Genomic DNA, 26,489 nt, shown 5'->3' with positions numbered 1-26,489 from the left:
TTTTCCTTCTGAATCATTTTGGCAGATGTTGCAAATGCTCGTTAAAGCGGGTTGCATCCATAAAACCATTTACCCGTGAATCGGGGATCTCTTTCCCCTGAGAATTAAAAAACAAAATAGTCGGCAATCCCCGAACGCTAAGTTTCTCTAAAAGCTGCTTCTGTTGCGGGCTGTTGTTCGTGACATTGGCCTGTAACAGTAAGGTATCCCGCAGTTGTGACTGAACTTGTGGATCGCTGAAAGTATATTTTTCAAATTCTTTACAAGCGGTACACCAGTCAGCATAGAAATCAAGCATAACGGTTTTATGGCTGTTTTGTGTCATTATCTGTTCTAATTCCTGCCAGTTATTTATCTGGCGGAAGTTGAGACTATGTTGTGATTGTTGTGTGACCGTTGTACCCCAAAACCAATCTTGCAATGGACGGGTAGCTATTAGCATCAGAACTAACAATATCAGTTGTATGACTCGTACCCAACCGTTTTGGCTTCTAATCGTCAGAACAAACCCCCATCCTAGGAAACTGACTGCCAGCAGGCTCCATAATCGTATTCCCCATGCATCACCGATAACCCTTTCCAGCAGGAAAACGGGTAGCGCAAGAATAATGAAGCCAAAAGCTTCTTTAACATACTGCATCCAAGGCCCACTGCGTGGCAGGAGTTTGTGACCAAATAGGGTGACGGCAATGAGCGGTAATCCCATTCCCAAAGCATAAAGATAAAGGGTTAGGCTACCTGCCACGGTATTACCACTTTGAGCAATGTAGAGCAGAATCGCACTTAAAGGGGCGGTAGTACAAGGAGAGCAAATTAATCCCGCTAACGCACCCATAGCGAATACACCGAAAAGTGAACCGTTTTTTTGCTGGTTACTCCAGTTGACTAAGCGCGTCTGAACAGCGGAAGGCAGTTGCAGAGAATAGAGGCCGAACATCGACAGTGCCAGTAGAACAAACAATGCTGATAAGCCGATCAGTACATATGGATGTTGCAGTGTGGCCTGAAATTGTAGACCCGCCGCTGCTACAATCAATCCAAGTAGCGTATAGGTGACTGCCATGCCTTGAACATAGCTTAGCGCTAACCAAAATATCTGTTTTAGGCTTTTAGGGCGTTGGCTGCCAAGAATAATGCTGGAAATCAATGGATACATCGGTAGTACACAAGGTGTAAAGGCGATACCGATGCCAATCAAAATTGCCCAGAGTGGTGAGAAAGGTAAATGTTGTTGATCATTTGATGCACTTTCTGGCGTTTTTTGGACAGGTTCAGTAGGTATGGCGTCAGTTGTCTTTGATGGAATAACTGTACTCAATGGAACAAGGCGGGTTTCAGGTGGATAGCAATATCCTGCGGCGGCACAGCCTTGATAAGTGACAACGATATTAGAATTGTTGTTCGCCTCTGTAACAGGAACATTGACGATGAGTTGTTGGAAATAAACTTCAGTTTCACCAAAGAATTCATCTCGATGAGCTGTACCTTGTGGCAACGTGATTTTACCTAGTGTGACTTGTTGCGGCTCAATATGAAGTTGTTTGCGATAAAGGTAATAACCCGGTTTGATCTGCCAGTCTAAGGTCAATTTGTCGCCTTTTTGCTGAAAATCAAACATGAATGCCTGATCTACTGGCAAATATGGGTTTTGCCCCGGCTGTTCAAACAGTGCGTTTGCTGCCGCTGGGGTAAGAAGGGGGCTGCAAAGCAGCAAAAATAGCATCAGAGTACGTTTAATCATAAAGATAATGATCGCTAATCGAATGAAACAGACTCAGCACTATAACCGAAGGCGGCCAGACCAGAAAGTGTTCTGGTTAAGATTAAAACAGTTATCGAAGGTTTTCAGAGAAAATATATCGCTTGGGAGAGAGTATGCAGGGGCGGTATACGCCCCTGGATTAAGTGGTTATTGGCAGCCAGAATTAGAGGATCATACTGCCGAATAGGAAACCGAAGGCAACAGCTAGAGCAACCCCAATGGTGCCAGGGATAAAGAATGGATGATTAAATACAAAACGGCCGATACGGGTCGTGCCGGTGTCATCCATCTGAACTGCGGCAACCAAGGTTGGATAGGTAGGCAGAATAAACAACCCAGAAACCGCTGAGAAAGAGGCGATAGCTGTCAATGGTGTGACGTTAAGAGCCAAAGCCATCGGCATCAACGCTTTTGCGGTGGCTGCCTGAGAATAGAGCAGGGCGGAACAGAAGAAGAAAATAATCGCTAGCAACCAAGGTTGAGAGTGGATTAAGTCTCCAGCGGTGCCTTTAATCCAATCCATGTTCGCCTGTACAAAAGTATCGCCTAGCCATGCAACACCTAGAATACAGATACATGCGCTCATACCCGCTTTAAAGGTACTGGAGTTCAGAATGGCGTCAGTATCAACTGAACAGAACATCGTCGTGATAGTTGCGACACTCAACATAATGATCAGGATGGCGTGAGTGGTGTTCATCAGGGGTTTTTCAACCAGACCGATGCTTGGGCTATTGACGATAGCATAAATAACAACACTGATAACACCGGACAGGAATAACAGAACGGAAGTTTTAGCCCTTGGTTTAATCTCAATTTGTTTGCTGCCACGCAGAGTTACCAGCTTGTCTTCCAAGCGCTTTAAGTAAACGGGGTCATCAGACAACTTGGAATTAAACGCCCAGGAGATGATGAAAGACATCAGAACGATAGCGGCGAAAGTGGATGGTAATAGCACCATTAACAGATGGATATAGCTAACGCCGTGGCCTTCCATCAGAGAAGACATATAAACGACCGCCGCGGAAATTGGTGAGGCGGTTATGCCAATTTGGGCCGCTACAACCGCAGTGGAAAGTGGACGGCATGGCTTAATGCCTTGCTCTTTCGCAACTTCGGTAATAACAGGCAGTGCTGATAGAGAGATATTACCTGTACCTGCAAACAGTGTCAGGAAATAGGTAACGATAGGTGCGAGTATCGTGATGTATTTTGGATTTTTACGCAGCAGTTTTTCAGTTTGCTGAACCAGATAATCCAGACCACCGGCGACCTGCATTGCAGAGATAGCGGCGATAACGGCCATAATGATGGAAATAACATCGAATGGGATATGCCCTGGTTTAACGCCAATTACAGCCAGCACCAGAACGCCAAGCCCACCGGCGAATCCAATGCCAATTCCCCCTAATCTTGCACCCAGGAAGATGGCCAGCAGAACGATAATCAATTCTACGGCTAACATAATAGTGACTCCTTGAAATAATTAAAAATTTGAAAATTTTAGGTTAATACTTTGTGCATGTAGGGAAGTAAAAAGGCACGCTATCCAGTTGGAGTTGCGTGCCTTGTTGCTAAGAGCTATTTTTTATTATATTCAACAACTTAATCGTCAAATCGTTTTGCCTTGTAAGATGGACATTTTAGGTTCTCTACAGAGAAGATGTCATCCAATTGAGTTTCGGTCAGTAGGCCTCGTTCCAGCACGACTTCACGAACACTTTTACCGGTTTCAGCGCAAATTTTACCAACAATGTCACCATTGTGGTGACCGATGAATGGGTTCAGATATGTCACGATACCGATCGAGTTGAATACGAAATTTTCGCAAACTTCTTTGTTAGCCGTGATGCCATTAACGCATTTTTCTACCAGGTTGCGGCAAGCGTTGCTTAGCAGAGAGATAGATTCAAACATGGCCTGACCGATAGCCGGTTCCATTACATTGAGCTGTAACTGGCCTGCTTCGGATGCCATAGTAACACAAATATCGTTACCAATAACTTTGAAGCAAACCTGATTCACAACTTCTGGAATAACCGGGTTCACTTTTGCCGGCATAATAGAAGAGCCTGCCTGTAATTCTGGTAGGTTGATTTCATTCAGGCCAGCACGGGGGCCAGAAGAAAGCAAACGCAGGTCATTGCAGATTTTAGACAGTTTGACAGCCAGGCGCTTCAGAGCACCGTGGACCATAACATAAGCCCCACAGTCAGAGGTGGCTTCAATCAGGTCTTCGGCGGGTACGCAAGGTAAACCTGAAACTTCCGCCAGTTTTTCAACCGCTAATTTCTGATAACCTGGTGCTGTATTCAAGCGGGTACCGATAGCAGTAGCACCAAGGTTAACTTCCAGCAGTAATTCAGAGGTTCGGTTGAGGTTTTTAACTTCTTCTTTCAACAGGATAGAGAATGCGTTGAATTCCTGCCCCAGTGTCATGGGAACAGCATCCTGTAATTGGGTACGACCCATTTTTAGGATGTCATTAAATTCTTTGGCTTTTTTATCGAAACCTACAATTAACAGCTCAATAGACTCGATCAGTTTCAGGATGGAGTTATAAACCGCGATGCGGAAGCCAGTTGGGTAGGCGTCGTTAGTTGACTGGCTTTTATTCAGATGGTCATTGGGATTCAGGTACTCATATTCGCCTTTTTTATGGCCTAACAGTTCCAGACCAATGTTTGCCAGAACCTCATTGGTATTCATGTTGAGTGAAGTACCGGCACCGCCTTGAAACACATCAACCGGAAACTGATCCATGCATCTGCCGGTATAGAGCACTTCGTCACATGCTTTGATGATGATGTCTGCAATTTTTTTAGGAATAGTTTGCAGCTCTTTGTTGGCCAAGGTTGCGGCTTTTTTTACCATCACCATGCCACGGATGAATTCGGGTACATCATTAATGGTGTTGTTACTGATATGGAAGTTTTCAATCGCACGTAAGGTGTGAATACCATAATAGGCTTCAGCAGGGACTTCTCGTTTACCTAACAGGTCTTCTTCGATACGAATGTTGTTTGACATGAGAACCTTCTTATTAGATGACGTTTTTACTGTCTAATTATGCGTTCATTAAATCATTATGTTGCCAACTGCAATAGTTATGATATGAACTTTTTATCACCGGATTGCCGGCGTGATCATATGCTGGTTAGCAATAAATGCATTGAATCTGGATCACTTTATAGTGGTATTTGTTTAGTCTGATTTGATATATGTGATATTTATCACAATTTTGTGTCTAATTAGAAAGATTTTCAGCGGATTGAAAACGATAGCTGTGACCCCAATTATATCTTTAATAAACTGAAAAAATATTAATTTGGTTGTCCCTTGGATTTTGTTGATATGATTTATTCAGGATACAACCTGTTCATCCAAATCAATTGAAGGAGCACCAAGTGCGTTGGTTGCCATTTATCCTGATATTTTTGCTTGTCTATATCGAATCAACCTTATTTGTGCGTGTTGCCTCTGAATTAGGTGTACTGTTGACTCTGTTACTGGTGTTGTTTACTTCTTGTATCGGTATCTCTTTGGTACGCAGTCAGGGCATAAAGAATTTTATCCAGATCCAGCAGAAGCTGATTAACGGGGAGAGTCCGGCTGCGGAAATGATAAAAAGCGTCTCTCTTTTACTGGCGGGTTTCCTGTTACTCCTCCCCGGCTTTTTTACAGATTTTCTTGGATTACTGTTGTTATTGCCACCGGTTCAAAAAAAATTAGTGATGAAACTGATGCCACATATCAATTTCTATCGTCCTCATAATAGTGGTGGGTTTAGACGGGATAGCAATACTTTTGAGGGGGAATACGAACGTAAGCAGGATGACCCCTCTCGAACGTTGAAAGACCATAAATCCGATGATGACGAGCATAAGCCTCATTGATAAGCGGTCGCTTTCTGAACGTTTGGTTTAATCATCGGTTTTTTTCTGTGGGCAAGAAAAAAGTAAAATATTTTTTTGCCTGCCCTTGAAGTATCATAAATAGGTCCCCATTTAATTTATTATGATACTGGTTTAATGAAAGTGTACTGGTATCAATCCTCTTACCTGATATGGACTTTCTTATAGGAGAGCTATCAATGAATATTCGTCCATTGCATGATCGTGTAATCGTCAAGCGTAAAGAAGTTGAATCAAAATCTGCTGGCGGTATTGTGCTGACTGGCACTGCTGCGAGTAAATCCACTCGTGGCGAAGTTCTGGCTGTGGGCAATGGCCGCATCCTTGAAAGCGGTGATGTAAAAGCACTGTGTGTGAAAGTTGGAGATATCGTTATTTTTAACGATGGTTACGGTGTTAAATCAGAGAAGATCGACAACGAAGAAGTGTTGATCATGTCTGAAAGCGACATTCTGGCAATTGTTGAAGCGTAATTGTTGCGCTTAGATCTTCTTAACTGAACGAATTTAAAGGAAAGAAACAATGGCAGCTAAAGACGTAAAATTTGGTAGCGACGCTCGCGTTAAGATGCTACGTGGTGTGAATATTCTTGCTGATGCAGTGAAAGTAACCCTAGGCCCTAAAGGGCGTAACGTTGTGCTGGATAAATCTTTCGGTGCTCCTGCAATCACTAAAGACGGCGTTTCCGTCGCTCGTGAAATTGAACTGGAAGACAAGTTCGAAAACATGGGTGCTCAGATGGTGAAAGAAGTTGCCTCTAAAGCGAATGATGCTGCGGGCGACGGCACAACAACAGCAACTGTATTGGCTCAGTCTATTGTTACTGAAGGTCTGAAAGCCGTAGCCGCTGGTATGAATCCAATGGATCTGAAACGCGGTATTGACAAAGCTGTGGTTGCAGCAGTGGCAGAACTGAAAAAACTGTCCGTACCTTGCTCAGATTCCACCTCTATTGCTCAGGTAGGTACTATCTCCGCGAATTCCGACGAAACTGTGGGTAAATTGATCGCAGAAGCGATGGATAGAGTCGGTAAAGAAGGTGTAATCACCGTTGAAGAAGGTACTGGCCTGGAAGACGAGCTGGATGTCGTTGAAGGTATGCAGTTCGACCGTGGTTACCTCTCTCCTTATTTCATCAACAAACCAGAAAACGGTTCTGTTGAATTAGAAAATCCATATATTCTTCTGGTAGATAAAAAAATCTCCAACATCCGTGAACTGTTGCCAGTTCTGGAAGGTGTAGCTAAGGCAAGCAAGCCTTTGCTGATAGTTGCGGAAGATGTTGAAGGTGAAGCACTGGCAACTCTGGTTGTTAATACCATGCGTGGCATCGTCAAAGTTGCAGCGGTTAAAGCGCCTGGCTTCGGTGACCGCCGTAAAGCGATGCTGCATGACATCGCTGTTTTGACTAATGGTAATGTTATTTCTGAAGAGATCGGCCTGGAGTTGGAAAAAGCAACGCTGGAAGATCTGGGTCAGGCAAAACGTATCGTTATCAACAAAGATACCACAACCATCATTGATGGCGTTGGTGAAGAAGATGCAATTAAAGGCCGTGTTTCTCAGATCAATCAGCAGATCAAAGAGTCCACTTCTGATTACGACCGTGAAAAACTGCAAGAGCGCGTAGCTAAACTGGCTGGTGGTGTTGCTGTTATCAAAGTTGGTGCTGCAACAGAAGTTGAAATGAAAGAAAAACGCGCTCGCGTTGACGATGCTCTGCATGCAACTCGCGCAGCAGTAGAAGAAGGCGTGGTAGCTGGTGGTGGTGTTGCACTGGTTCGCGTTGCAGCGGCTATTGTTGGTCTGAAAGGCGATAACGAAGATCAAAACGTAGGTATCCGTGTTGCAATGCGCGCGATGGAAGCTCCTTTACGTCAGATCGTTGACAACTCAGGTGAAGAGCCATCTGTTATCGCAAACAGCGTGAAAGCAGGTGAAGGCAACTACGGCTATAACGCAACGACTGAGCAGTATGGCGATATGATCGCAATGGGTATTTTGGATCCAACCAAAGTGACCCGTTCTGCACTGCAATTTGCAGCATCTATCGCTGGTCTGATGATCACCACTGAATGTATGATCACTGACCTGCCTAAAGATGATAAAGCTGATTTAGGTGCAGCAGGCGGTATGGGTGGCATGGGCGGTATGGGCGGCATGATGTAATAGCCGCATAGGTCGCTAGCCGAGCGGGTTACGTCCATAGTGGTCACCGATTAATATCGTGGTGAATATTCCCACCCCGCTAAAATAGCATTTAAAAAAATCCGATATCCGGGCTGAGGTTCAAGCCTGGATATCGGTCTCCGGGTCTGATTTCAGATAGGGGTGAAAGCCTGTATTTCCGTGATATTTATGAAAAACGTGCGTTGAAGTGATGTTGCTCTTGCTATAACGTTCCCTCTCCCTCTCCCTCTCCCTCTCCTTCTGTAGTGCTGCGATACTCGTGATTAAAGTTTGTGCAACACTGTTTCCTGCTCCTGCTCCATGTGAAACTGTGGCTTTACAAAGTGATTGTCCTCTTCATTAGCTTAAAAAGCGGTTCAAGGTGTTAAGTAATAAAGATGATTTGGCGTAGGGGAAATTCTTAAGGAAAAAAATATTTCCTTAAGCTTTAGAAAAAATGAGTTTATTAGACTAAAATTCATTTATTCATAGGACTTTGGAAAATAATTCAAATATCTATGCACAAATTCAATCGATCCACCGAAATGGCTGTATTCGTTCAAGTAATTGAGTCGGAAGGTCTCTCTGCTGCTGCTCGTAAGCTCGATATGACGCCGTCAGCAGTTAGTAAGCTTATTAATCGACTTGAGATGCGACTTGGTGTACGGCTGTTGAATAGAACGACACGTAAACTTCAGTTAACGGCTGAGGGTTCTGTTTTCTATGAACGTAGTGTCAGAATTTTGGAGGACATCATAGCCGCGGAACAAGAAGCAAATCAGGGAACCGCGCTACGTGGACGGATACGTGTGAATTGTCATGTTGCATTTGGAAAACATTGCTTGATGCCTTTACTACCGGATTTCCTGCAACGCTATCCAGAGATCACACTCGACATCTCATTATGTGACTTGATAGTGGATTTACTTGATGATCGTAGCGATGTGGCGATTCGTACCGGTCCTCTGGATGATTCATGCTTCATGGTACGCAAGTTGGGGGCAAGTCGAATGGTTGTGGTAGGATCTCCTTCGTACCTTGAAAAGATGGGGATACCCTCTATGCCTGGCGATCTAGGGCGCTACAATCGACTTGGTTTTGGCTTTACCCGTCATATGAAAGCTTGGCCTTTCATCGATTCGGAAGAGTGGGGGCAACAATTACCTTCAGGGAACTTGCTACTTGGTGATGGAGAAACCATGCGTAAAGCTGCAATAGCAGGACTTGGCTTAGCACGATTAGCTCGTTTCCATGTGGATGCTGATATTCGGAGCGGTTTGTTGCTACCTGTACTTGAGAACTATAATCCTGGCGATAAGGAAGAAATATACGCAGTTTTTGTCGGCCAAGGTAGGCAACTCCCATCACGGGTACGGGTATTTCTGGACTATCTGACAGAGCGTATCCACATTGGTGATGGATGGTGATAGCCGGAAAATATGATGCCACGAAAATGTTTGATGGCCCATTATCGTGGTGTCAATGGAGGTATTTCTAGCCAAATGAGGCACAATTTCTTGAATCCATGTTAAAAAATTATCATTATTTACACACGACAAAATCCACATGAAATTCATATAAGTATAACCTCTTAACCCTATTAATATGTGGCGTTTTTATGGGATATAACGTCAGATAATTGCTCAATAAAAAATTGTCGTGAGATATACCCTATGGATTTCAAGATGCATCGCGGCGGCAAGGGAGTGAATCCCCGGGAGCATAGCAAACTATGTGACCGGGGTGAGCGAGTGCAGCCAACAAAGAAGCAACTTGAAAGATGACGGGTATATTATCAAATCAAAACTGTTGATAGATGTTCTAATAGTGTTTTGAGTGAGATGGTTTAAGTTTAATATCATTCGCAACATGGGAATTGAATTTATCAGATGGAAAAACAAGCATAAATATGCCAACAAGAAATATATGTTATACCCTATGGATTTCAAGATGCATCGCGACGGCAAGGGCGTGAATCCCCGTGAGTATAGCGAACTATGTGACTGGGGTGAGCGCGTGCAGCCAACAAAGAAGCAACTTGAAAGATGACGGGTATATTCAATATCTTCCTAGAAAGGGGTTAATGAATTAATTAAATATTTACATTATGACTTTTAGTATTGCATATAATAATATTTTTAGTGTTCTATCTGATAGTCAAGATCATGGATAAAAGGTTTTTTTGATAGATAATTTATGTATTGATTAATGAGTGATGTTTTTTGAAGATAAAGCATTTATTAAACTTATTCATGTTATTTATTCGATTATTTTTCTCTATTTTCTTACTGCATTCACCTTGGCATAAAATATTTTTGACCTAAACACTTTACTAAAGGATGACTGTATAAATTATTTTTTGCGATATTGGTGTACAACAAGGTATATTGATGATTAATTGTCGAATTTCCAACAATGGGTGAGGAAAAACATGCGAATTAAAGTTTTGCTCAGTGCTTCAGTATTGTTACTATTGGCAGGGTGTACAACGACTAACCAATTAACTTCTGGTGGTTCACAGGTTCGATTTGCTGATACTAAGCCAGGCAGCGAGTGCCAGTTATTAGGTGAAGTAACAGGTATTCAAAGCAATTGGATGACTGGTGTAAGTAATGAAAGCAGCTCAATGCGTGGGGCAGCCAATGATTTACGCAATAAAGCCGCAGTCATGGGAGGAAATGTGATTTATGGAGTTACCAGTCCGAGTGAAAGTCTGTTATCGAGCTTTGCGCCACTGGACAGTAAGATGATCGGTCAAGTCTATAAATGCCAGTAATGGCATTCGTAATTTGAATGATATGCCCGGCTGAAAAGTATCCGGGCATGAATTTTTTGTCACTTTTGTCTTAATCCCAAATCAAGAGGTGTCTTACTCGGTTCTCCACCGATTTCCCTTGCGAGACGTGGTACTAAATAACCGGAAATTTTTGTCAGTAATTCCCGGATAAGCCCCTTGGCTTCTTCATCACCGACCATAAAATGAGCGGCTCCTTGTACTTTATCCAGCACGTGAATGTAGTAAGGTAAAATACCTACATCGAACAGAGCATTGCTCAGGTCAGCCAGAGTATCAGAATGATTATTGATACCGCGTAACAGCACACTTTGATTTAGTAACGTAATGCCTGCTTGTTTCAGCAATATCATGCTATTCCGTAAGGATGGGTCGATCTCATTAGCGTGATTGATATGTGTCACCATGATCACTTGTAATCTCGATTGTGCCAGTCGATCGCAAAGCGTTGTTGTGATCCGGGCAGGAATAACGACAGGCAGACGAGTGTGAATACGTAGTCGTTTAATATGAGAAATCTTTTCCAGATTGCTGATTAACCAGTCAAGTTCGTGATCTTTTGCCATTAAAGGATCGCCGCCGGAGAAGATAATCTCATTAAGTTCAGGATGTTGCTGAATATAATCTAACGCTTGTTGCCAATTGCGTTTATTACCTTTGTTATCTTCGTATGGGAAATGACGTCGGAAGCAATAACGGCAGTTAACCGCGCATCCTCCTTTAACCAGCAACAGTGCGCGATTGCGGTATTTATGTAATAGACCGGGGACAGCACTGCGCTGTTCATCCAGAGGATCGGTAGAAAAACCCGGTGTAAGCGTGAACTCTTCTGGTGTCGTTATGACCTGAAGTAACAGAGGATCATTAGGATCGCTTACTTGCATACGCGCAACAAAAGCTCTGGGTACCCGTAGTGGAAACAGGCGACGTGCGTCACTCCCCTTGGTCAAGGTCGGGTGTTTATCTAAAGATAATAATTGTAATAATTCATCAGGATCGGTAATAACATCTGTAAGTTGTTTCAACCAGTCTTCTCTGATCATGATCTTTGGGGTTATAATATGCGCCATTTTTTGGCTAAGCCATTTTGTTCAAAAGAGGATCTCCATGGCTACTTATAGTACCAATGAATTCCGTTCAGGTCTTAAAATCATGTTAGATGGTGAGCCGTGCGCTATTCTTGAAAGTGAATTCGTGAAGCCGGGTAAAGGTCAGGCGTTTGCCCGTGTCCGTATTCGTAAGCTGATTTCCGGTAAGCTGCTGGAAAAGACCTTCAAATCTACTGACTCTGTAGAATCTGCTGACGTGATGGATATGAACCTAGCTTACCTGTATAACGATGGTGAGTTTTGGCACTTTATGAATAACGAAACTTTCGAGCAGTTAGCGGCTGATGAAAAAGCAGTTGGCGATAATGCGAAATGGTTAGTAGAACAAGCTGAGTGTATCCTGACGCTGTGGAATGGTCAGCCTATCTCGGTGACTCCACCAAACTTTGTTGAATTAGAAATTACTGATACTGATCCAGGTCTAAAAGGTGATACCGCAGGTACGGGTGGTAAACCAGCAACCTTGAGCACTGGTGCTGTGGTTAAAGTACCTCTGTTCGTTCAAATTGGTGAAGTGATTAAAGTAGATACCCGTTCTGGTGAATACGTTTCTCGCGTAAAATAATTACCGACGGTATTTGATAAAAGCCGCAGTTCTGGAAGCAGGCTGTGGTTTTTCTTAGACAGAGGGCATGGCTATTCATGTCTTTTGAGCTCACGATATTGTGTTATTGATACTGCCATTTTACACGGCTATAATTTATCACTGTTTCTAATGGTTATCCGGGACGACCTGGATATACTGCCGTTTTCTGGGGACGACTCCACAACACTATTATGGGGCGTTGATATGTCCTGGTTTTTTCTTGTTATTGCTGGTTTATTCGAAGTCGTCTGGGCGGTTGGCCTGAAATATACTCATGGTTTCACCCGGTTGATACCGAGCCTTATTACAGCCAGTGCTGTGGCGATCAGTATGGGATTGCTTGCTTATGCAATGAAAGGCTTACCAATAGGTACAGCTTATGCGGTATGGACTGGAATAGGTGCAGTGGGTACCGCTATTTTTGGCATTATAGTGTTTGGTGAATCTGCAAGTTTTGCCAGGATTTTAAGTTTTGTTCTGATTATCGCCGGTATTATCGGTCTGAAATTGTCCAGTTAATATTGAACTGCACTCCAAAGGTTTCACATTTTGGCAGTGCAGCTTCTATACCCGTCATCTTTCAAGTTGCCTCTTTGTTGGCTGCACTCACTCACCCCGGTCACATCGTTATCTATGCTCCCGGGGATTCGCTCCCTTACCGTCGCGATGCATCTTGAAATCCATAGGGTATATATGGGATATTCTTTATCAAGAAATACCGACTTTTCGTAGTCGTTTCATGCCTCTTCTCCAGATGCCGCCGCATTGTAGAAACAGTGTTCAGCTCGTTGCTATTCGACTACAGAGTAAAAACGCCGATGATAGCGACAACGCTCAGAATCGCTGCCAGGCCGTAGAAAATCCATTTACTCGCAGGGATATGAATTTTCAGGTCATGCATACTGTGGTGGATACGGTGTGAACCGCACCATAGTGGTAGAATAATCATCAGTAATAGGAATATACGACCAATAAGGCTCTGACAGAAAGCCAGAATTCGTGCGTAGCTTAACGCTTCCGGTGCTACTCCTAATGGTAAAAGGATGGCGACGAGTAAAATAATGGCTGGAGCCACAATTGCGCCCCACATACCACCGGCACCAAATAATCCCCAAAAAATCGGTTCATCGGAACGTTTAGGTATTTGATTCATTAGATCCTCCTTGAGGTTAAAGTAAGGCTATACCTAAGATAATCGTGGTGACGATAATAGTGACGGCCCATAGCAATTTGATTACTGGCCCAGAACCCATCTTTTCGCCTTTTATCACGATGTTAGCTGCTTTCGGCGCTAGCTCAAACCAGGTTTTAGTATGCAGCAGAGCACCTAGCAGAGTGATGATATTAATCAGCAGGATGACGGGATTTTGCAGGAACGTGACAAATTCATCCCAGCTTTGGGCACCACCTTTTAGAGCGAATAGACCGTATATCAGTAAGATACTGAACCACATAGTCGTCACTGCGGTACTTTCACGCAGGATATAGAAGCGGTAAAAGCCCAGTTTCTGCCACCAGTTGGGAGCCATGCTGCGGATATAAGGTTTGCGTTTAGTCGTCATTACTTTCTTTCTCCCCTTATTGTGGTTTTAGCATGGCGATCATGAAGTCTTTCGCGCTTTCGATCTTGCCTTGTTGGATAGCCGCCGCTGGATCGACATGTTTCGGACAGACCTCAGAACAGTAACCAACGAATGTACAGCTCCATACCCCATTTTGGCTATTAAGTTGGGGCATACGCTTCTTCTTACCGTGGTCGCGGTTGTCGAGGTTGTAACGGTGAGCCAGCGTGATCGCCGCCGGGCCGATAAATTCAGGGTTCAAACCAAACTGAGGGCAAGCGGCATAACATAAGCCACAGTTGATACAGCCGGAAAATTGATGATATTTTGCCATCTGTGCTGGAGTTTGAATATTTGGGCCTTCAGAAGGTCTACGGTCATTCCCAATGATGTATGGTTTGATCGCTTCCAGGCTTTCAATGAAGTGGGTCATATCAACGACCAGATCACGTTCAATAGGGAAGTTAGCCAGCGCTTCAACTTTCATTCCTTGAGGATAATCACGTAGAAAGGTTTTACAGGCCAGTTTCGGCACGCGGTTAACCATCATGCCGCAAGAACCACAGATAGCCATACGGCAAGACCAGCGGTAAGAGAGATCGGGTGCGAGATTGTCTTTAATGTAACCGAGGGCATCAAGTAGAGAAGTTTGCTCATCATAAGGAATTTCATAGGTTATAAAATGGGGTTTATGGTCACTTTCCGGGTTATAGCGCATGACCTCCATTCTCAGGGTGTTCATATCAACCATTCTCCTGCTCCTTATACTGTTTCTCTTGTGCCGCGGCTTCACCGCCATATACACGTTTTGCGGGTATGGACTTGGTGATTTTCACATCACTGTATTCTAGGTGAGGAACACTCTCAGGGTTATAGAAAGCGAGCGTATGTTTTAGGAAGTTTTCATCATCACGTTCGGTATAACCTTCATCCAGACGTTGATGAGCGCCACGGGATTCTTTACGGTTTATCGCAGAATGAATCATACATTCAGCTACATCCAGACTAAAGCCAAGCTCAATGGTGTACAGTAGATCAGTATTGAACACATTGCTGTTATCGGTGATTTTCACCCGTTTGAAGCGATCTTTTAGTTCAGCAATCTTATCGATAGTTTTTAGCATGAGTTCAGGGGTACGATAGATACCGCAGCCTTCTTCCATCGAGATACCCATTTCATCACGGATCTTCGACCAACTTTCTGTCCCTTTTTGTTTCAGTAAATTGTTCAAGCGTGCGACTACATCACGTGTTTGGGCATCCAATGTACGGTCATTAACGGGTTTGGTTTGTTGAACATGTTTTACTGCTTCTTCACCAGCCAGACGGCCAAAGACCACCAATTCAGCTAGAGAATTGGAACCAAGGCGGTTTGCGCCATGCAGGCCGACAGAAGAGCATTCACCAACAGCGAATAGCCCTTTAATACGGGTTTCACATTTCTGGTTAGTTTCGATACCACCCATAGTGTAATGTGCAGTAGGTCGGACCGGAATCGGCTCTTTAACGGGATCAACACCAACATATGCCTTTGCCAGTTCACAGATGAAGGGCAGGCGTTCAAGTAATTTCTTCTCGCCCAAATGGCGTAGATCCAGATAAACCACATTGCCACGTGGGGTTGAAATAGTACGACCGGCACGCCATTCATGCCAAAAAGCCTGAGAAACCTTGTCACGGGGACCCAGTTCCATATATTTGTTTTCAGGTTTGCCTAATGGTGTTTCGGGGCCGAGGCCATAATCTTGTAAATAGCGGTAGCCATCTTTGTTGACCAGAATTCCTCCTTCGCCACGACAACCTTCTGTCATTAGGATACCGGAACCCGGCAGACCGGTTGGATGATACTGAACAAATTCCATATCACGCAGTGGTACGCCGTGACGGAATGCCATGCCCATACCATCACCGGTCACGATACCGCCGTTGGTATTGTAACGGTATACACGGCCTGCGCCACCGGTTGCCATAATAACGGCATTAGCCCTGATCTGAATTTTGGTGCCTTCCATCATATTCAGCGCAACTAGGCCACGCGCTTGCCCTTCATCTACCAGAATATCGAGGACAAAATGCTCATCAAAGCGTTGAATTTGAGGATACTTAAGGGAGGTTTGGAATAGCGTATGTAACATGTGGAAGCCAGTTTTATCCGCAGCGAACCAAGTGCGTTCTATCTTCATACCACCAAAACGACGCACGTTGACGGAACCATCTTCCTTACGGCTCCACGGACAGCCCCACTGTTCTAGTTGGATCATTTCTGTCGGGCAATGTTCGACGAAATATTCAACAACATCTTGCTCGCATAACCAGTCACCACCGGATACGGTATCGTTGAAATGGAAGTCATAGGAGTCGTGAGCTTGGGTGACTGCTGCTGATCCACCTTCCGCTGCCACAGTGTGGCTACGCATTGGGTAAACTTTTGAGATCAGAGCAATCTTCATCTGAGGATTAGCCTCAGCGGCGGCAATTGCGGCTCGTAGGCCTGCGCCTCCGGCTCCGATAATCGCGAGATCGGCATTAAAGATTTGCACTGTGCTTCTCCATTATTTGAGTGAAATTAATTAGTCAGCAAAATTGTCGTAACTTTCCTAAATGTTGTTGTTATTTTTCATATGCAAAATTCTGTAGGTAAAATCTGGTGATTTAACGGTCAAGGGAAGCTGTTTATTACTGTTTACATTGAATTAAGTATAGCGGGTTCTAAGTGAGATAAATTTGATATGAAAGGGTATTTTGTCGGATTTGATCACTAAAACTTGATCTAAGACAGGAATTAGTGACTTTAATTTATCATTGACCGACAGAGCTATTACCTAGGGGGGAAATTGAGAGGATCACTTGTAGAGCTGACTATCAAGGCCATACAATATGAATTTGGCTTGAATGGTATTTTTTTTATCGATATTAGAAATTATTTAAATGCAGCGAGATTTAAAAGTTTTATTTTAATTTGATAATGTTGTAGTTAATAATTTTAAATTATTTTTTTATTTTCTATGATTGTTTTTTAAATTAAATATAGAAATGACTTCTGCTTGTTTTATGAATATTATAATTGAAAATAAAATAACCATATCATTAAAATCAGATGTGGAAATATAATTTTCTATTTGATTTTAATGACCTATTTTTAGTAAAGGAGTTTTGTTTTTACAGGTATAGGGATAAGTGACATTTAAATAGTTCTTCATGATGAAATTCATTTTGCTTAATTAATTTAATAAATCAAAATATATTTAAATAGGATAATGTTATGGGATTACCAAATATCACTATTGCATTACAGGCAGATAATAATCTCTACTTGAGTCGAGTAGATCAGATGGGGGTTCAGTATATTGAAGCTGCGAAATCAAGTATTGATGTTTATTCAACATTTACAGTAGAAGATGTCGGATGTAATGTGATAGCTTTACGTGCAGATAACGGGAAATATTTAAGTCGGGTCACTCTGAATGGCGTTGATTATATTATACCCTATGGATTTCAAGATGCATCGCGACGGCAAGGGAGAGAATCCCCGGGAGCATAGCAAACTATGTGACCGGGGTGAGCGAGTGCAGCCAACAAAGAGGCAACTGGAAAGATGAAGGGTATATTACTTATTTAAAGATAATTAGATAATAATAGGCTTTAGAGTTATTTATAATACTGAAATTAATGATTTTAAATAATTTTTATTTTATTTATAGTTTGTGGTTTTATAATTTAAATATGAAATTTATTTATGTTTAATGAATGTTATAATTAAGTCTTAAATACTTATATTACTCAAAATAAATACCAAAATATATTTTGGTATTTAATAATCTGATTAGTTGTATATATTTATTTAAAAGATTTGATGGTTACAAGAATAGTAAAATGAGATGTTTAAATTAATGCGCTATAAATAATATATTTAAATAGGAGAATATTATGGGATTATCAAGTAGTCCTATTGCATTACAGGCAGATAATGGGTTCTATTTAAGTCGAATTGATCGAGGAGGAGGTTTTGACTTTATTGAAGCTAATAAATCTATTATTGATATTTACACCAAATATTCTGCAACACAACTTAGCTCTAATAAGATAGCACTTCGTGCAAGCAATGGCCTCTATTTAAGTCGGATATCTCTGGCTGGTAGCAATTATATAGTAGCGACAAAATCAGATATTGATGTTTATTCTATTTTTACTTTAGAATATATCGATGATAATGTGATAGCTTTGTGTGCAGATAATGGAAAATATCTGAGTCGAATCAATATCGGGGGTATTTTTAACTATATTAAACCGGATAAATATGACTTGGATATATATTGCCAGTTTAAAGTTATAAAATTGTAATTGGACAATTGTGATCTTTGATGACATCTTATTATGGTGGTCAGTTTTACCTGACCACTATTTTTTTACTATTAAAATAGGATTAGTTACTTAATGCACCAAATAAAATGTTAATTATATTTCATAATAATTTGATTAATAATGTATTTTTAGTGTTGCTGGTTATATTATAATTATCATCTGAAATTATTTTTCAGTTTACTTATAATATTTTACTTTTAATTTAAATATGATAATTGATTCAGGTTATTTAATAATTATGAGTGATAATTGTCTATATCGCCCATAATAAAGAGAGAATATATTTTATTGTTTAACGGTAGTCGTATATATTCAGCAAGGGAATGAATCCCCGGGAGCATAGGTAACTATGTGACCGGGGTGAGCGAGTGCAGCCAACAAAGAGGCAACTTGAAAGATAACGGGTATAAGACAAGCTAAGAGCCTATCTCAATAGGCGTAATTGTTGCAGGCAGTTTGAACACGGACAGCGCGGAAAAACCGGAGCGTACACGTAGTACGTGAGGATTTTGAGCACTGCCCAGGTTCAAAATGGCAAATAAAATAGCCCTATTGAGATAGGCAGTAAGTTGTTCCGGGATGATCAGACGGTAATAATTTGTCTGATATGTGTGATGCAGGTAGACTGCACGTTTGGTTTTATTTTGGAGTCATTTACATGAGCGAAACAGCAAACTGGCAACCAAGTGCAGCTATCGCCAACTTGTTGAAACGAGCGACTATTTTAGCAGAAATACGGCGCTTTTTCGCAGATCGTGGGGTATTGGAAGTTGAAACACCTGCGATGGGTCAGTTTACAGTGACTGATATCCAATTGTTTTCTTTTCAGACGGAGTTTGTTGGTCCAGGCGCCGCGGATGGTATGACTCTTTATCTGATGACAAGTCCTGAATATCACATGAAACGCTTGCTGGCAGCAGGAAGTGGCCCTATTTATCAGCTCGGTCGCTGCTTCCGTAATGAAGAGGCGGGTCGTTATCATAATCCTGAATTTACCATGCTGGAATGGTATCGGCCTCACTATGATATGTATCGTTTGATGAATGAAGTTGATGATTTACTTCAGCAAATCCTTGATTGTGAAAGTGCAGAATCACTCTCTTATCAACAGGCTTTCCTGCGTTATTTGGATATTGATCCGCTATCAGCAGAGAAAGAAAAGTTGCGTGAAGTCGCCGCCAAGCTGGATCTGAATAATATTGCTGATATAGAAGAGGATCGGGATACTTTATTACAACTTTTGTTTGCTGTTGGTGTTGAACCGCATATTGGTACCGAAAAACCAACTTTTATCTACCATTTTCCGGCTTCTCAGGCTTCTCTGGCGGAAATCAGCAAAGAAGATCATCGAGTTGCAGAGCGTTTTGAAGCCTATTTTAAAGGCGTTGAATTGGCAAATGGCTTCCGTGAGCTAACTGATGGTAATGAGCAGCGCCAGCGTTTTGCACGAGATAACCGTAAACGTGCAGAGTTGGGTTTACCTGTTCGACCGATTGATGAAAACCTGATTGGTGCCCTGAAACAAGGAATGCCTGAGTGTGCCGGTGTGGCGCTTGGTGTCGATCGTTTGGTGATGTTGGCTTTAGGGGCTGAAAAACTCAGTGATGTTATGGCCTTTTCGATAACTAAGGCGTAATTATTATTAAGCAACAGGAACAGGGCGCTGATTGAGGCGCCCTGTTTGCATCTTATTTCTGTTGATGCTGTTTTTGCAGGAATTTCACACCCAAGTCAGGAAAATCGGTGAATACACCGTCTACGCCCGCTTGGTTATATATGATATCGAAAAGTTGATCGCCGCTGGTGGCGTATTTAGGCAGTTGATCAACTCGAATCGTGTATGGATGGACTTCCAGATTGTTGGTGTGAGCCTCTTTTACCAGATTAGTTAACTTAATATTGGTTGGTGTGGAATACTTTTCCACAATCATATGGTAATCAGGGCCGATGCCATCAGCGTATTGTGCCACTTCTTTCATAGCACCGGGTTTGAACATCCAGTCATAGCTGTAATTTGTCCATTTGCCGTCTGATTGTTTTTCATAAGTTTCATGCCAGTCGGTGTAGGCGATAAGTTGAACCAGTTTCAGATCCATGCCTAACTTAGGTTCCAGTTCGTTTTTGATGCGTTTGAGTTCGTTGGTATCAAAACATTGCAGATAAACTTTGTCGCTTTTCTTGGTGTAACCATACTCTTTTAGCACGGCGAGTACCTTAGTAGAAATATCTTTTCCCTCCTTCTGGTGGAACCACGGTGCTTTGATTTCAGGATAAATACCGATGTTTTTGCCGGTAGATTTGTTTAATCCTTGCACAAATTCAATCTCTTCCTGAAAAGTATGGATTCGGAAATCAGATTTCCACATAGGGAAACGATTGGAGAAATTTTGTATTTGTCGGTCGTTTTTAATATCGAAACCTTCTGTGAATTTTAATGACTTGATTTCGGACAAGGTAAAGTCGATGGCATAGTAGCGTCCGTCTTCGCGAGCACGGCTAGGGAATTTATTGGCAATGTCAGTTACACGATCAAGATAATGGTCGTGTAAGACTACCAGTTCATCATCTTTAGTCATGACCAGATCTTGTTCCAGATAATCAGCACCTTCTGCATAAGCCATCGCTTTAGCCGGCAGAGTGTGTTCAGGTAAGTATCCACTTGCGCCCCGATGGGCGATAACAATCTTATCTGCTGCTTGCGCGATGCCTGACATCGATGAAGTTAAAATGATACCCATTATCATTGTCTTAATTGGAGCTTGCATGTGTGTTTCTCCGTTTTAGCGATGAGATAAACTCTATCTCATTAAACTGTGAGTTTGGGTGTGTTAATAACATTGACTGACATAATTTCTTAATTTAGAGGCTAAAAAAAGCCGCAACGTATATAATGCTGCGGCTTAATTAATATTATCAGTGATATATCACAGTTTAATGACAGAGGTTAGCTATATTGTTGGGCGATTTCTTGTTTATGTTTTTTTTCGGTAACCGTAACGATTAGCAATAGAATAACGGACAACATACTGCCACCAATCATTACCATAAAGCCGCTGTCCCAACCGAAAAAGTCAACGGTGTAGCCGATGATAGCACTGGCAGCAACAGAGCCACCTAAGTAACCAAATAAGCCGGTGAAGCCGGCGGCTGTACCCGCGGCTTTCTTTGGCGCCAGCTCAAGGGCATGTAAACCAGTCAGCATCACTGGGCCGTAGATAAGGAAGCCAATAATCAACATACAAGCCATATCTACAGTAGGGTTACCTGGTGGGTTCAACCAGAATACGATAGTTGCGATAGTAACCAGCGTCATAAAGAACACACCGGTTGCACCACGGTTACCTTTAAATATTTTGTCTGACATCCAACCACATAGCAGCGTGCCTGGAATACCGGCATATTCGTACAGGAAATAAGCCCATGAAGATTTATCTAGTGCGAAATGTTTGGCTTCACGCAGATAGGTTGGTGACCAGTCAAGAATACCGTAGCGTAGCAGATAAACAAATACGTTAGCCATAGCAACCATCCACAGCAGTTTGTTCGGTAACACGTACTGCATGAAAATCTGTTTAGCGGTTAACTCATTTTCATCTTTTTCTGTATAATCAGAAGGATAGTCGTTTTTATACTCTTCGATTGGTGGCAAGCCGCAGGATTGTGGTGTGTCACGTATCAAGGCAAACACAATCAATGCAACGAGAATGGCGGCGAAAGCTGGCATGTAAAGTGCGGCTTTCCAGTCATTGAACCACGCCATACCCAACAGGAATAGCAATGGTGGTAAGCCACCACCCACATTATGTGAGCAGTTCCAGATAGAAACGATACCGCCACGTTCTTTCTGTGACCACCAGTGCACCATGGTACGACCACAAGGAGGCCAACCCATGCCCTGGAACCAACCACATAAGAACAGCAGAACAAACATGATAGTGATACTGGACGTTGCCCAGGGTACGAAACCCATAAACAGCATAACAAGAGCCGCGAGGATCAGACCCGCAGGTAAGAAGAGTCGAGGGTTAGAACGGTCGGATACGGAGCCCATGATGAATTTGGAGAAGCCGTATGCGATAGAGATCCCTGATAGTGCGAAACCGAGTTCACCTTTGGAAAAACCTTGCTCAACCAGATAAGGCATTGCAAGTGCAAAGTTTTTTCTTACCAGATAGTAAGCCGCATAACCAAAGAAGATCCCCATAAAAATTTGCCAGCGTAAGCGACGATAGACTGGATCTATCTGTTCTGTTGACAGTCGGGACCTATGAGGTGCCGGCTTGAAAATACTTAACATATTTTGCCTCCGATGGCATTTTTGGTTTTATAAACAGCTTGCCGGTTGACTAATGCTACCGGATGGGAAAATGAAAGGTTTTGTAAGTGGTTATTTTCCATAACGAAAATTATGATAGTCGAAATCACTCAACCTATCTGTGAAACAACACTCAGTTGTTAAAGTTGTTTTGCCTTGGCGGTAATTCTGAGTGATTTGTTAACTTTTTGAAATGTGCTTTACCAATGAAATTGTGACTATTGTCACAATAACGGACTTTACTTAATTATTGGTGAGCGTTTTTGGTTCGTTTTTGTTCTTTATCAAACAAAAACCGCAGTTTTCATGCATCTTCTATTTGTTATTCTATATGTATCCGTCCAGATGAAAGGCTCTTCTCAATTTATGGCGAATGGGCTGCTAATCGATTTTAACGATAAACATACTGTTTTGACGGTGTGCCAATAATCTGCCAGACTCATAATTTATACAGTTGCATAGCTGATATACAAGTGGAGGAACCATGACGACCCGTTATGACAGCGACTTTTATGGTTGGACTCAGGAGCAGGCAGGTTTGCTTCGTTCCGGTGATTTGAGCCAGTTGGATACGGAAAATCTTCTTGAGGAAATTGAGGCTATGGGGCGAAGCGAGCGCAGAGAATTACGATCCCGGTTGGAAATTTTACTCGCACACTTACTGAAATGGAGATATCAGGCAGATCGCAGAGGGAGGAGTTGGGAACTGACCATTGAAGAACAGCGTGATAAGGCAATTGACTGTTTGCAAGAATCCCCCAGTTTGAAAAATAAGTTGAATGAGCATTTGGAAAAAGCTTACATCGCTGCTCGTCGATTGGCAGAAAAAGAGACGCTAATTAATCGGAATATATTTCCTGAAACTTGCCCTTGGACATTTGAGCAAATAATGGATGAAAATTTTTGGCCTGAATAGACGCGATAAATTTATTCTCCCAAATGAAAGGTTAAACCACCGGTTTTAAGCTGCAATACTGTGTTGTACCTTTATGGTGAATAGGGTGCTAATCGATTTTGATGATAAATATACTGTTTTGACGGTATACCAATAATCTGCCAGACTCATAATTTGTACAGTTGTATATACCCTATGGATTTAAAGATACATCGCGACGGCAAGGGAGTGAATCCCCGGGAGCATAGATAACTATGTGACCGGGGTGAGCGAGTGCAGCCAACAAAGAGGCAACTTGAAAGATAACAGGTATAGCTGATATACCAAGTGGAGGAACCATGACGACCCGTTATGACAGCGACTTTTATGGTTGGACTCAGGAGCAGGCAGGTTTGCTTCGTTCCGGTGATTTGAGTCAATTGGATAGGGAAAACCTTTCAGAGGAAATAGAAAGTATGGGAAATAGCCAAAGAAACGAGCTGGAATCTCGTCTTGAGGTACTGTTTCTCCACCTCCTAAAATGGCAATTCCAATCTGAACGGCAAGGTCGGAGCTGGAAGCTTACGATTGAAGAGCAGAGAAGGAAAATAGCCCGTCGCCTTAAAAAAAATCCCAGCTTAAAGTCAGAACTTAGCGAAATTTCCTCTGATGCTTATGGTGATGCCATTATTGCAGCAGAGAGGGAAACTAATATTAGGCGTAGTGTATTTCCTGAAACTTGCCCTTGGACATTTGAGCAAATAATGGATGAAAATTTTTGGCCTGAATAGACTCAATAAATTTGTTTCCTAACGCACTGATTTTGAACAGTGCGTTTTTTTGCTCAACCACTCGGTTGATTGATTTTCACTTCACTACAAGCAGTATTAACAGGAATTATTTACTTTTCAGTGGATGCTTATTGTCTTAGTCAAGATTATCCTTTTTCATTTCCGAACTTTAGTTGTCTGAATAAAAAATAGAAGCGGACAATTTGCCCGCTCTTGTTAAATTTAATACAACCAGTCGCGTCCCATCCGGTCAGCAGCCATAATAGCGGCGTACACTTTTTCCGGTGTCACTTCAAAAGGCATGTTGTGAATGGTTTCGTCCTCGGCACAACTTGCTGTTGCCACTGCCATCACTTTTTCTTTCAGTTTTTCACCATCCTTCACACCAAGTTGATCCAGAGTAACCGGTAGTCCCATCTGTACACAGAAATCAAGTAAAGTATCTAATTCTTCATTTGGGCTATTTTCCAGTATTAGTTGAACTAATATCCCGAAGGCGACTTTTTCGCCGTGGTACATGTGGTGGCATTCTTCCAATACGGTAAAGCCATTGTGTACGGAATGAGCGGCGGCTACACCCGTATTTTCAAAGCCCAGACCGCTTAAGTAAGTAATAGCTTCGATGACATTTTCCACCGCAGGTGTACTGACGTCGGTTTCAACAGCCAGTTTTGCTTTATAGCCTTCTTCTAACAACGTTTCGTAACAGAGATGAGCGAGGGCTATTGCGGTACGGGATATTCCACCCTCTGTCATTCGAGGTTTATGGCCGGCTCCACAAGTGCGGGCTTCGAAGTAAGTTGCCAGCGCGTCGCCAATTCCGGCAATCAGAAAACGGGTTGGGGCTTTAGCGATAATGCTGGTATCGATTAGGACAATATCTGGGTTTGTTGGGAGAAATAGATAGTCTTCATATTTGCCATCATCGCTGTAAATAACAGAGAGAGCACTGGTTGGGGCATTAGTGGAAGCGATAGTGGGGGCAATCAGAACAGGTAATCTGGATTCGTAAGCGACCGCTTTTGCGGTATCTTGTACTTTGCCGCCACCGATACCAATAACGGCTTGGCATTCATGTTTCTTAAGAATGTCAGACAGGCGTTTAATTTCATTTCGACTACATTCGCCGCCAAACACTTCAAAATGACGAGTGATTTCATACTGTTCCAGGCTGCTATGAACCGTATCTCCCACCAATTTCATCTCGGAATTACCGATGATAACCAAAACGTGATCGGCGATGGTTTTTGTATATTTACCAATATGGAACAGGGCATCAGGTCCTTGAATATATTTGGATGGGGATTGAATAATTTTCAGCATAAAAATATTCCTTTTGTGGAAACTCAATATCTGTTTGTTGTATAAATTTTCTTAACAAACAGGGAGCAAAATGTGACAGCCCAGTAAACTGTCTTCGGATGAAAAAAGTACTTAAGTTACTTGGCAGACTAATACCACCTATAAAAATTAATGGTTGGTTGTGGATAAATAAAGTTGTTATACCCATTTTATGGTGGGAAATGTGTGTTTTTTTGATCTATGCCCGGATCTCTGTACTGGAACAGGTCTTTCTTCTCCATTAGGCTTGGCTGTATTTGGGCAAGCTAGCGCCAAATGGCCGCCTGACAAAGTGATCCTATTTTTTCAATTTTTAAGCCATATGTCTTAAATTTCTCAAGCACAATTGCCATTTCCTCTAGGCTCAGGATTGGCGCTGGATTTTGGATCGCTAGGGTCTGTAAATATAGATGAGCGAGCACTTCAACTTCATGCGCGAGCCATAGTGCTTTTTGTAGATTAACTTCGCAAACAATCATCCCATGATGCTGTAATAGAATAGCTTTTCTGTTTTTAAAACCATTAAATACGTAGTCAGAGAGTTGTTGGGTGCCAAATGTTGCGTAAGGCACACAGGGAATTGAGTTTCCTCCCGCCGCGGCAATCATGTAATGAATGGCTGGGATTGGTTGATTTAAAATAGAAACCGCTGTGCAATGAATTGCATGATTATGGACAACGGCATTGGCATCGGGTCTGGCATGATAGACCGCTTGATGAAAGCGCCACTCACTAGAGGGGATCTTATTATCTTCTGGTTGACCGTTTTCATCTACATAAACAATATGTGTTTCAGTCAACCGTCATTCCGCACCGTATTTCTGATTTAAAAATAGTGTGATCTTACACAGGTTTTTTGTATTGATGACATCGGTGGGGTTGACGGTAATCGCCAATTTTGATCTATTAC

The 26,489-nt window shown here is 42.4% G+C and carries 23 protein-coding genes and 1 pseudogene; 12 read left to right on the top strand and 12 right to left on the bottom strand.

Going from position 1 to position 26,489, the window contains the following annotated elements; translation table 11 throughout:
• Positions 1-13 precede the first annotated feature (13 nt).
• The 3 genes from SLS51_RS18730 to aspA all read right to left on the bottom strand — a co-directional run bounded on the left by SLS51_RS18730 (position 14) and on the right by aspA (position 4,792).
• Positions 14-1,741: a protein-disulfide reductase DsbD gene (locus tag SLS51_RS18730; protein WP_323840134.1), complete on the bottom strand. Its 1,728-nt coding sequence runs from the start codon at positions 1,739-1,741 to the stop codon at positions 14-16.
• A gap of 184 nt (positions 1,742-1,925) precedes the next feature.
• Complete coding sequence (locus SLS51_RS18725) at positions 1,926-3,227, bottom strand: anaerobic C4-dicarboxylate transporter (RefSeq protein ID WP_323840133.1); 1,302 nt, start codon at positions 3,225-3,227, stop codon at positions 1,926-1,928.
• A 140-nt stretch (positions 3,228-3,367) separates the two neighbouring features.
• A complete protein-coding gene (gene aspA, locus SLS51_RS18720) occupies positions 3,368-4,792 on the bottom strand; it encodes an aspartate ammonia-lyase (RefSeq protein ID WP_323840132.1) in 1,425 nt (474 codons plus the stop codon).
• Positions 4,793-5,169: 377 nt separating this feature from the next.
• Between aspA and SLS51_RS18715 the strand changes: the two genes are divergently transcribed.
• The 5 genes from SLS51_RS18715 to SLS51_RS18695 all read left to right on the top strand — a co-directional run bounded on the left by SLS51_RS18715 (position 5,170) and on the right by SLS51_RS18695 (position 10,621).
• On the top strand, positions 5,170-5,658 hold the full coding sequence (locus tag SLS51_RS18715; protein WP_323840131.1) for an FxsA family protein: 489 nt from the start codon (positions 5,170-5,172) through the stop codon (positions 5,656-5,658).
• Between the two features lie 197 nt (positions 5,659-5,855).
• The gene (locus tag SLS51_RS18710) at positions 5,856-6,149 is read left to right on the top strand and encodes a co-chaperone GroES (protein WP_323840130.1); all 294 of its coding nucleotides are present in this window, start codon (positions 5,856-5,858) and stop codon (positions 6,147-6,149) included.
• 49 nt (positions 6,150-6,198) lie between these two features.
• Complete coding sequence (groL, locus tag SLS51_RS18705) at positions 6,199-7,845, top strand: chaperonin GroEL (protein WP_323840129.1); 1,647 nt, start codon at positions 6,199-6,201, stop codon at positions 7,843-7,845.
• Positions 7,846-8,390: 545 nt separating this feature from the next.
• Entirely contained in the window at positions 8,391-9,272 is an 882-nt protein-coding gene (locus SLS51_RS18700; protein ID WP_323840128.1) for a LysR family transcriptional regulator, read from the top strand.
• Positions 9,273-10,276: 1,004 nt separating this feature from the next.
• Entirely contained in the window at positions 10,277-10,621 is a 345-nt protein-coding gene (locus tag SLS51_RS18695; protein ID WP_323840127.1) for a DUF4156 domain-containing protein, read from the top strand.
• A gap of 59 nt (positions 10,622-10,680) precedes the next feature.
• Here SLS51_RS18695 and epmB read toward each other — a convergent pair whose 3' ends face one another.
• Positions 10,681-11,709 carry an EF-P beta-lysylation protein EpmB gene (epmB, locus tag SLS51_RS18690; RefSeq protein ID WP_323840126.1) on the bottom strand — a complete coding sequence of 343 codons (1,029 nt, stop codon included), beginning with the start codon at positions 11,707-11,709 and terminating at the stop codon, positions 10,681-10,683.
• A 37-nt stretch (positions 11,710-11,746) separates the two neighbouring features.
• Between epmB and efp the strand changes: the two genes are divergently transcribed.
• Positions 11,747-12,313: an elongation factor P gene (gene efp / locus SLS51_RS18685; protein ID WP_065391662.1), complete on the top strand. Its 567-nt coding sequence runs from the start codon at positions 11,747-11,749 to the stop codon at positions 12,311-12,313.
• A gap of 225 nt (positions 12,314-12,538) precedes the next feature.
• Positions 12,539-12,853 carry a quaternary ammonium compound efflux SMR transporter SugE gene (gene sugE, locus SLS51_RS18680; RefSeq protein WP_323840125.1) on the top strand — a complete coding sequence of 105 codons (315 nt, stop codon included), beginning with the start codon at positions 12,539-12,541 and terminating at the stop codon, positions 12,851-12,853.
• Between the two features lie 280 nt (positions 12,854-13,133).
• On the opposite strand, the gene frdD is transcribed toward sugE, so the two are convergent.
• Genes frdD through frdA form a run of 4 tightly spaced genes read right to left on the bottom strand, consistent with a single transcriptional unit; the run spans position 13,134 to position 16,436 of the window.
• A complete protein-coding gene (gene frdD, locus SLS51_RS18675) occupies positions 13,134-13,487 on the bottom strand; it encodes a fumarate reductase subunit FrdD (protein ID WP_323840124.1) in 354 nt (117 codons plus the stop codon).
• Between the two features lie 16 nt (positions 13,488-13,503).
• Positions 13,504-13,896: a fumarate reductase subunit FrdC gene (gene frdC / locus SLS51_RS18670; protein WP_323840123.1), complete on the bottom strand. Its 393-nt coding sequence runs from the start codon at positions 13,894-13,896 to the stop codon at positions 13,504-13,506.
• Between the two features lie 16 nt (positions 13,897-13,912).
• Positions 13,913-14,647, bottom strand: a complete 735-nt coding sequence (locus SLS51_RS18665) for a succinate dehydrogenase/fumarate reductase iron-sulfur subunit (RefSeq protein ID WP_112878250.1) — start codon at positions 14,645-14,647, stop codon at positions 13,913-13,915.
• Positions 14,640-16,436 carry a fumarate reductase (quinol) flavoprotein subunit gene (frdA, locus tag SLS51_RS18660; RefSeq protein WP_323840122.1) on the bottom strand — a complete coding sequence of 599 codons (1,797 nt, stop codon included), beginning with the start codon at positions 16,434-16,436 and terminating at the stop codon, positions 14,640-14,642. Before frdA ends, SLS51_RS18665 begins: the two co-directional genes overlap by 8 nt.
• 722 nt (positions 16,437-17,158) lie before the next feature.
• Between frdA and SLS51_RS18655 the strand changes: the two genes are divergently transcribed.
• From SLS51_RS18655 to epmA, 3 genes are all read left to right on the top strand, one after another.
• A complete protein-coding gene (locus SLS51_RS18655) occupies positions 17,159-17,437 on the top strand; it encodes a fascin domain-containing protein (RefSeq protein WP_323840121.1) in 279 nt (92 codons plus the stop codon).
• Positions 17,438-17,823: 386 nt separating this feature from the next.
• Positions 17,824-18,237, top strand: coding sequence for a fascin domain-containing protein (locus SLS51_RS18650; RefSeq protein ID WP_323840120.1), 414 nt, complete (start codon positions 17,824-17,826; stop codon positions 18,235-18,237).
• 679 nt (positions 18,238-18,916) lie between these two features.
• A complete protein-coding gene (gene epmA / locus SLS51_RS18645; RefSeq protein WP_323840119.1) occupies positions 18,917-19,894 on the top strand; it encodes an elongation factor P--(R)-beta-lysine ligase in 978 nt (325 codons plus the stop codon).
• Positions 19,895-19,946: 52 nt separating this feature from the next.
• On the opposite strand, the gene glpQ is transcribed toward epmA, so the two are convergent.
• On the bottom strand, positions 19,947-21,023 hold the full coding sequence (gene glpQ, locus SLS51_RS18640) for a glycerophosphodiester phosphodiesterase (RefSeq protein WP_323840118.1): 1,077 nt from the start codon (positions 21,021-21,023) through the stop codon (positions 19,947-19,949).
• Positions 21,024-21,202: 179 nt separating this feature from the next.
• Complete coding sequence (gene glpT, locus SLS51_RS18635; protein WP_323840117.1) at positions 21,203-22,555, bottom strand: glycerol-3-phosphate transporter; 1,353 nt, start codon at positions 22,553-22,555, stop codon at positions 21,203-21,205.
• A gap of 502 nt (positions 22,556-23,057) precedes the next feature.
• Between glpT and SLS51_RS18630 the strand changes: the two genes are divergently transcribed.
• A complete protein-coding gene (locus SLS51_RS18630; RefSeq protein ID WP_271859567.1) occupies positions 23,058-23,489 on the top strand; it encodes a DUF29 domain-containing protein in 432 nt (143 codons plus the stop codon).
• Positions 23,490-23,806: 317 nt separating this feature from the next.
• Positions 23,807-24,238 carry a DUF29 domain-containing protein gene (locus SLS51_RS18625; protein ID WP_323840116.1) on the top strand — a complete coding sequence of 144 codons (432 nt, stop codon included), beginning with the start codon at positions 23,807-23,809 and terminating at the stop codon, positions 24,236-24,238.
• 222 nt (positions 24,239-24,460) lie between these two features.
• On the opposite strand, the gene SLS51_RS18620 is transcribed toward SLS51_RS18625, so the two are convergent.
• Positions 24,461-25,561 (bottom strand): glycerol dehydrogenase, encoded by a 1,101-nt coding sequence (locus SLS51_RS18620; RefSeq protein ID WP_323840115.1) that lies wholly within the window; start codon positions 25,559-25,561, stop codon positions 24,461-24,463.
• A gap of 284 nt (positions 25,562-25,845) precedes the next feature.
• A pseudogene (locus tag SLS51_RS18615) lies at positions 25,846-26,382 on the bottom strand (L-fuculose-phosphate aldolase); the annotation flags it as partial.
• Positions 26,383-26,489 lie beyond the last annotated feature (107 nt).

The sequence above is a fragment of the Photorhabdus africana genome, assembly GCF_035181445.1.
GTDB classification, from domain to species: domain Bacteria; phylum Pseudomonadota; class Gammaproteobacteria; order Enterobacterales; family Enterobacteriaceae; genus Photorhabdus; species Photorhabdus laumondii.
This window is presented reverse-complemented; position numbering and strand designations above follow the sequence as displayed.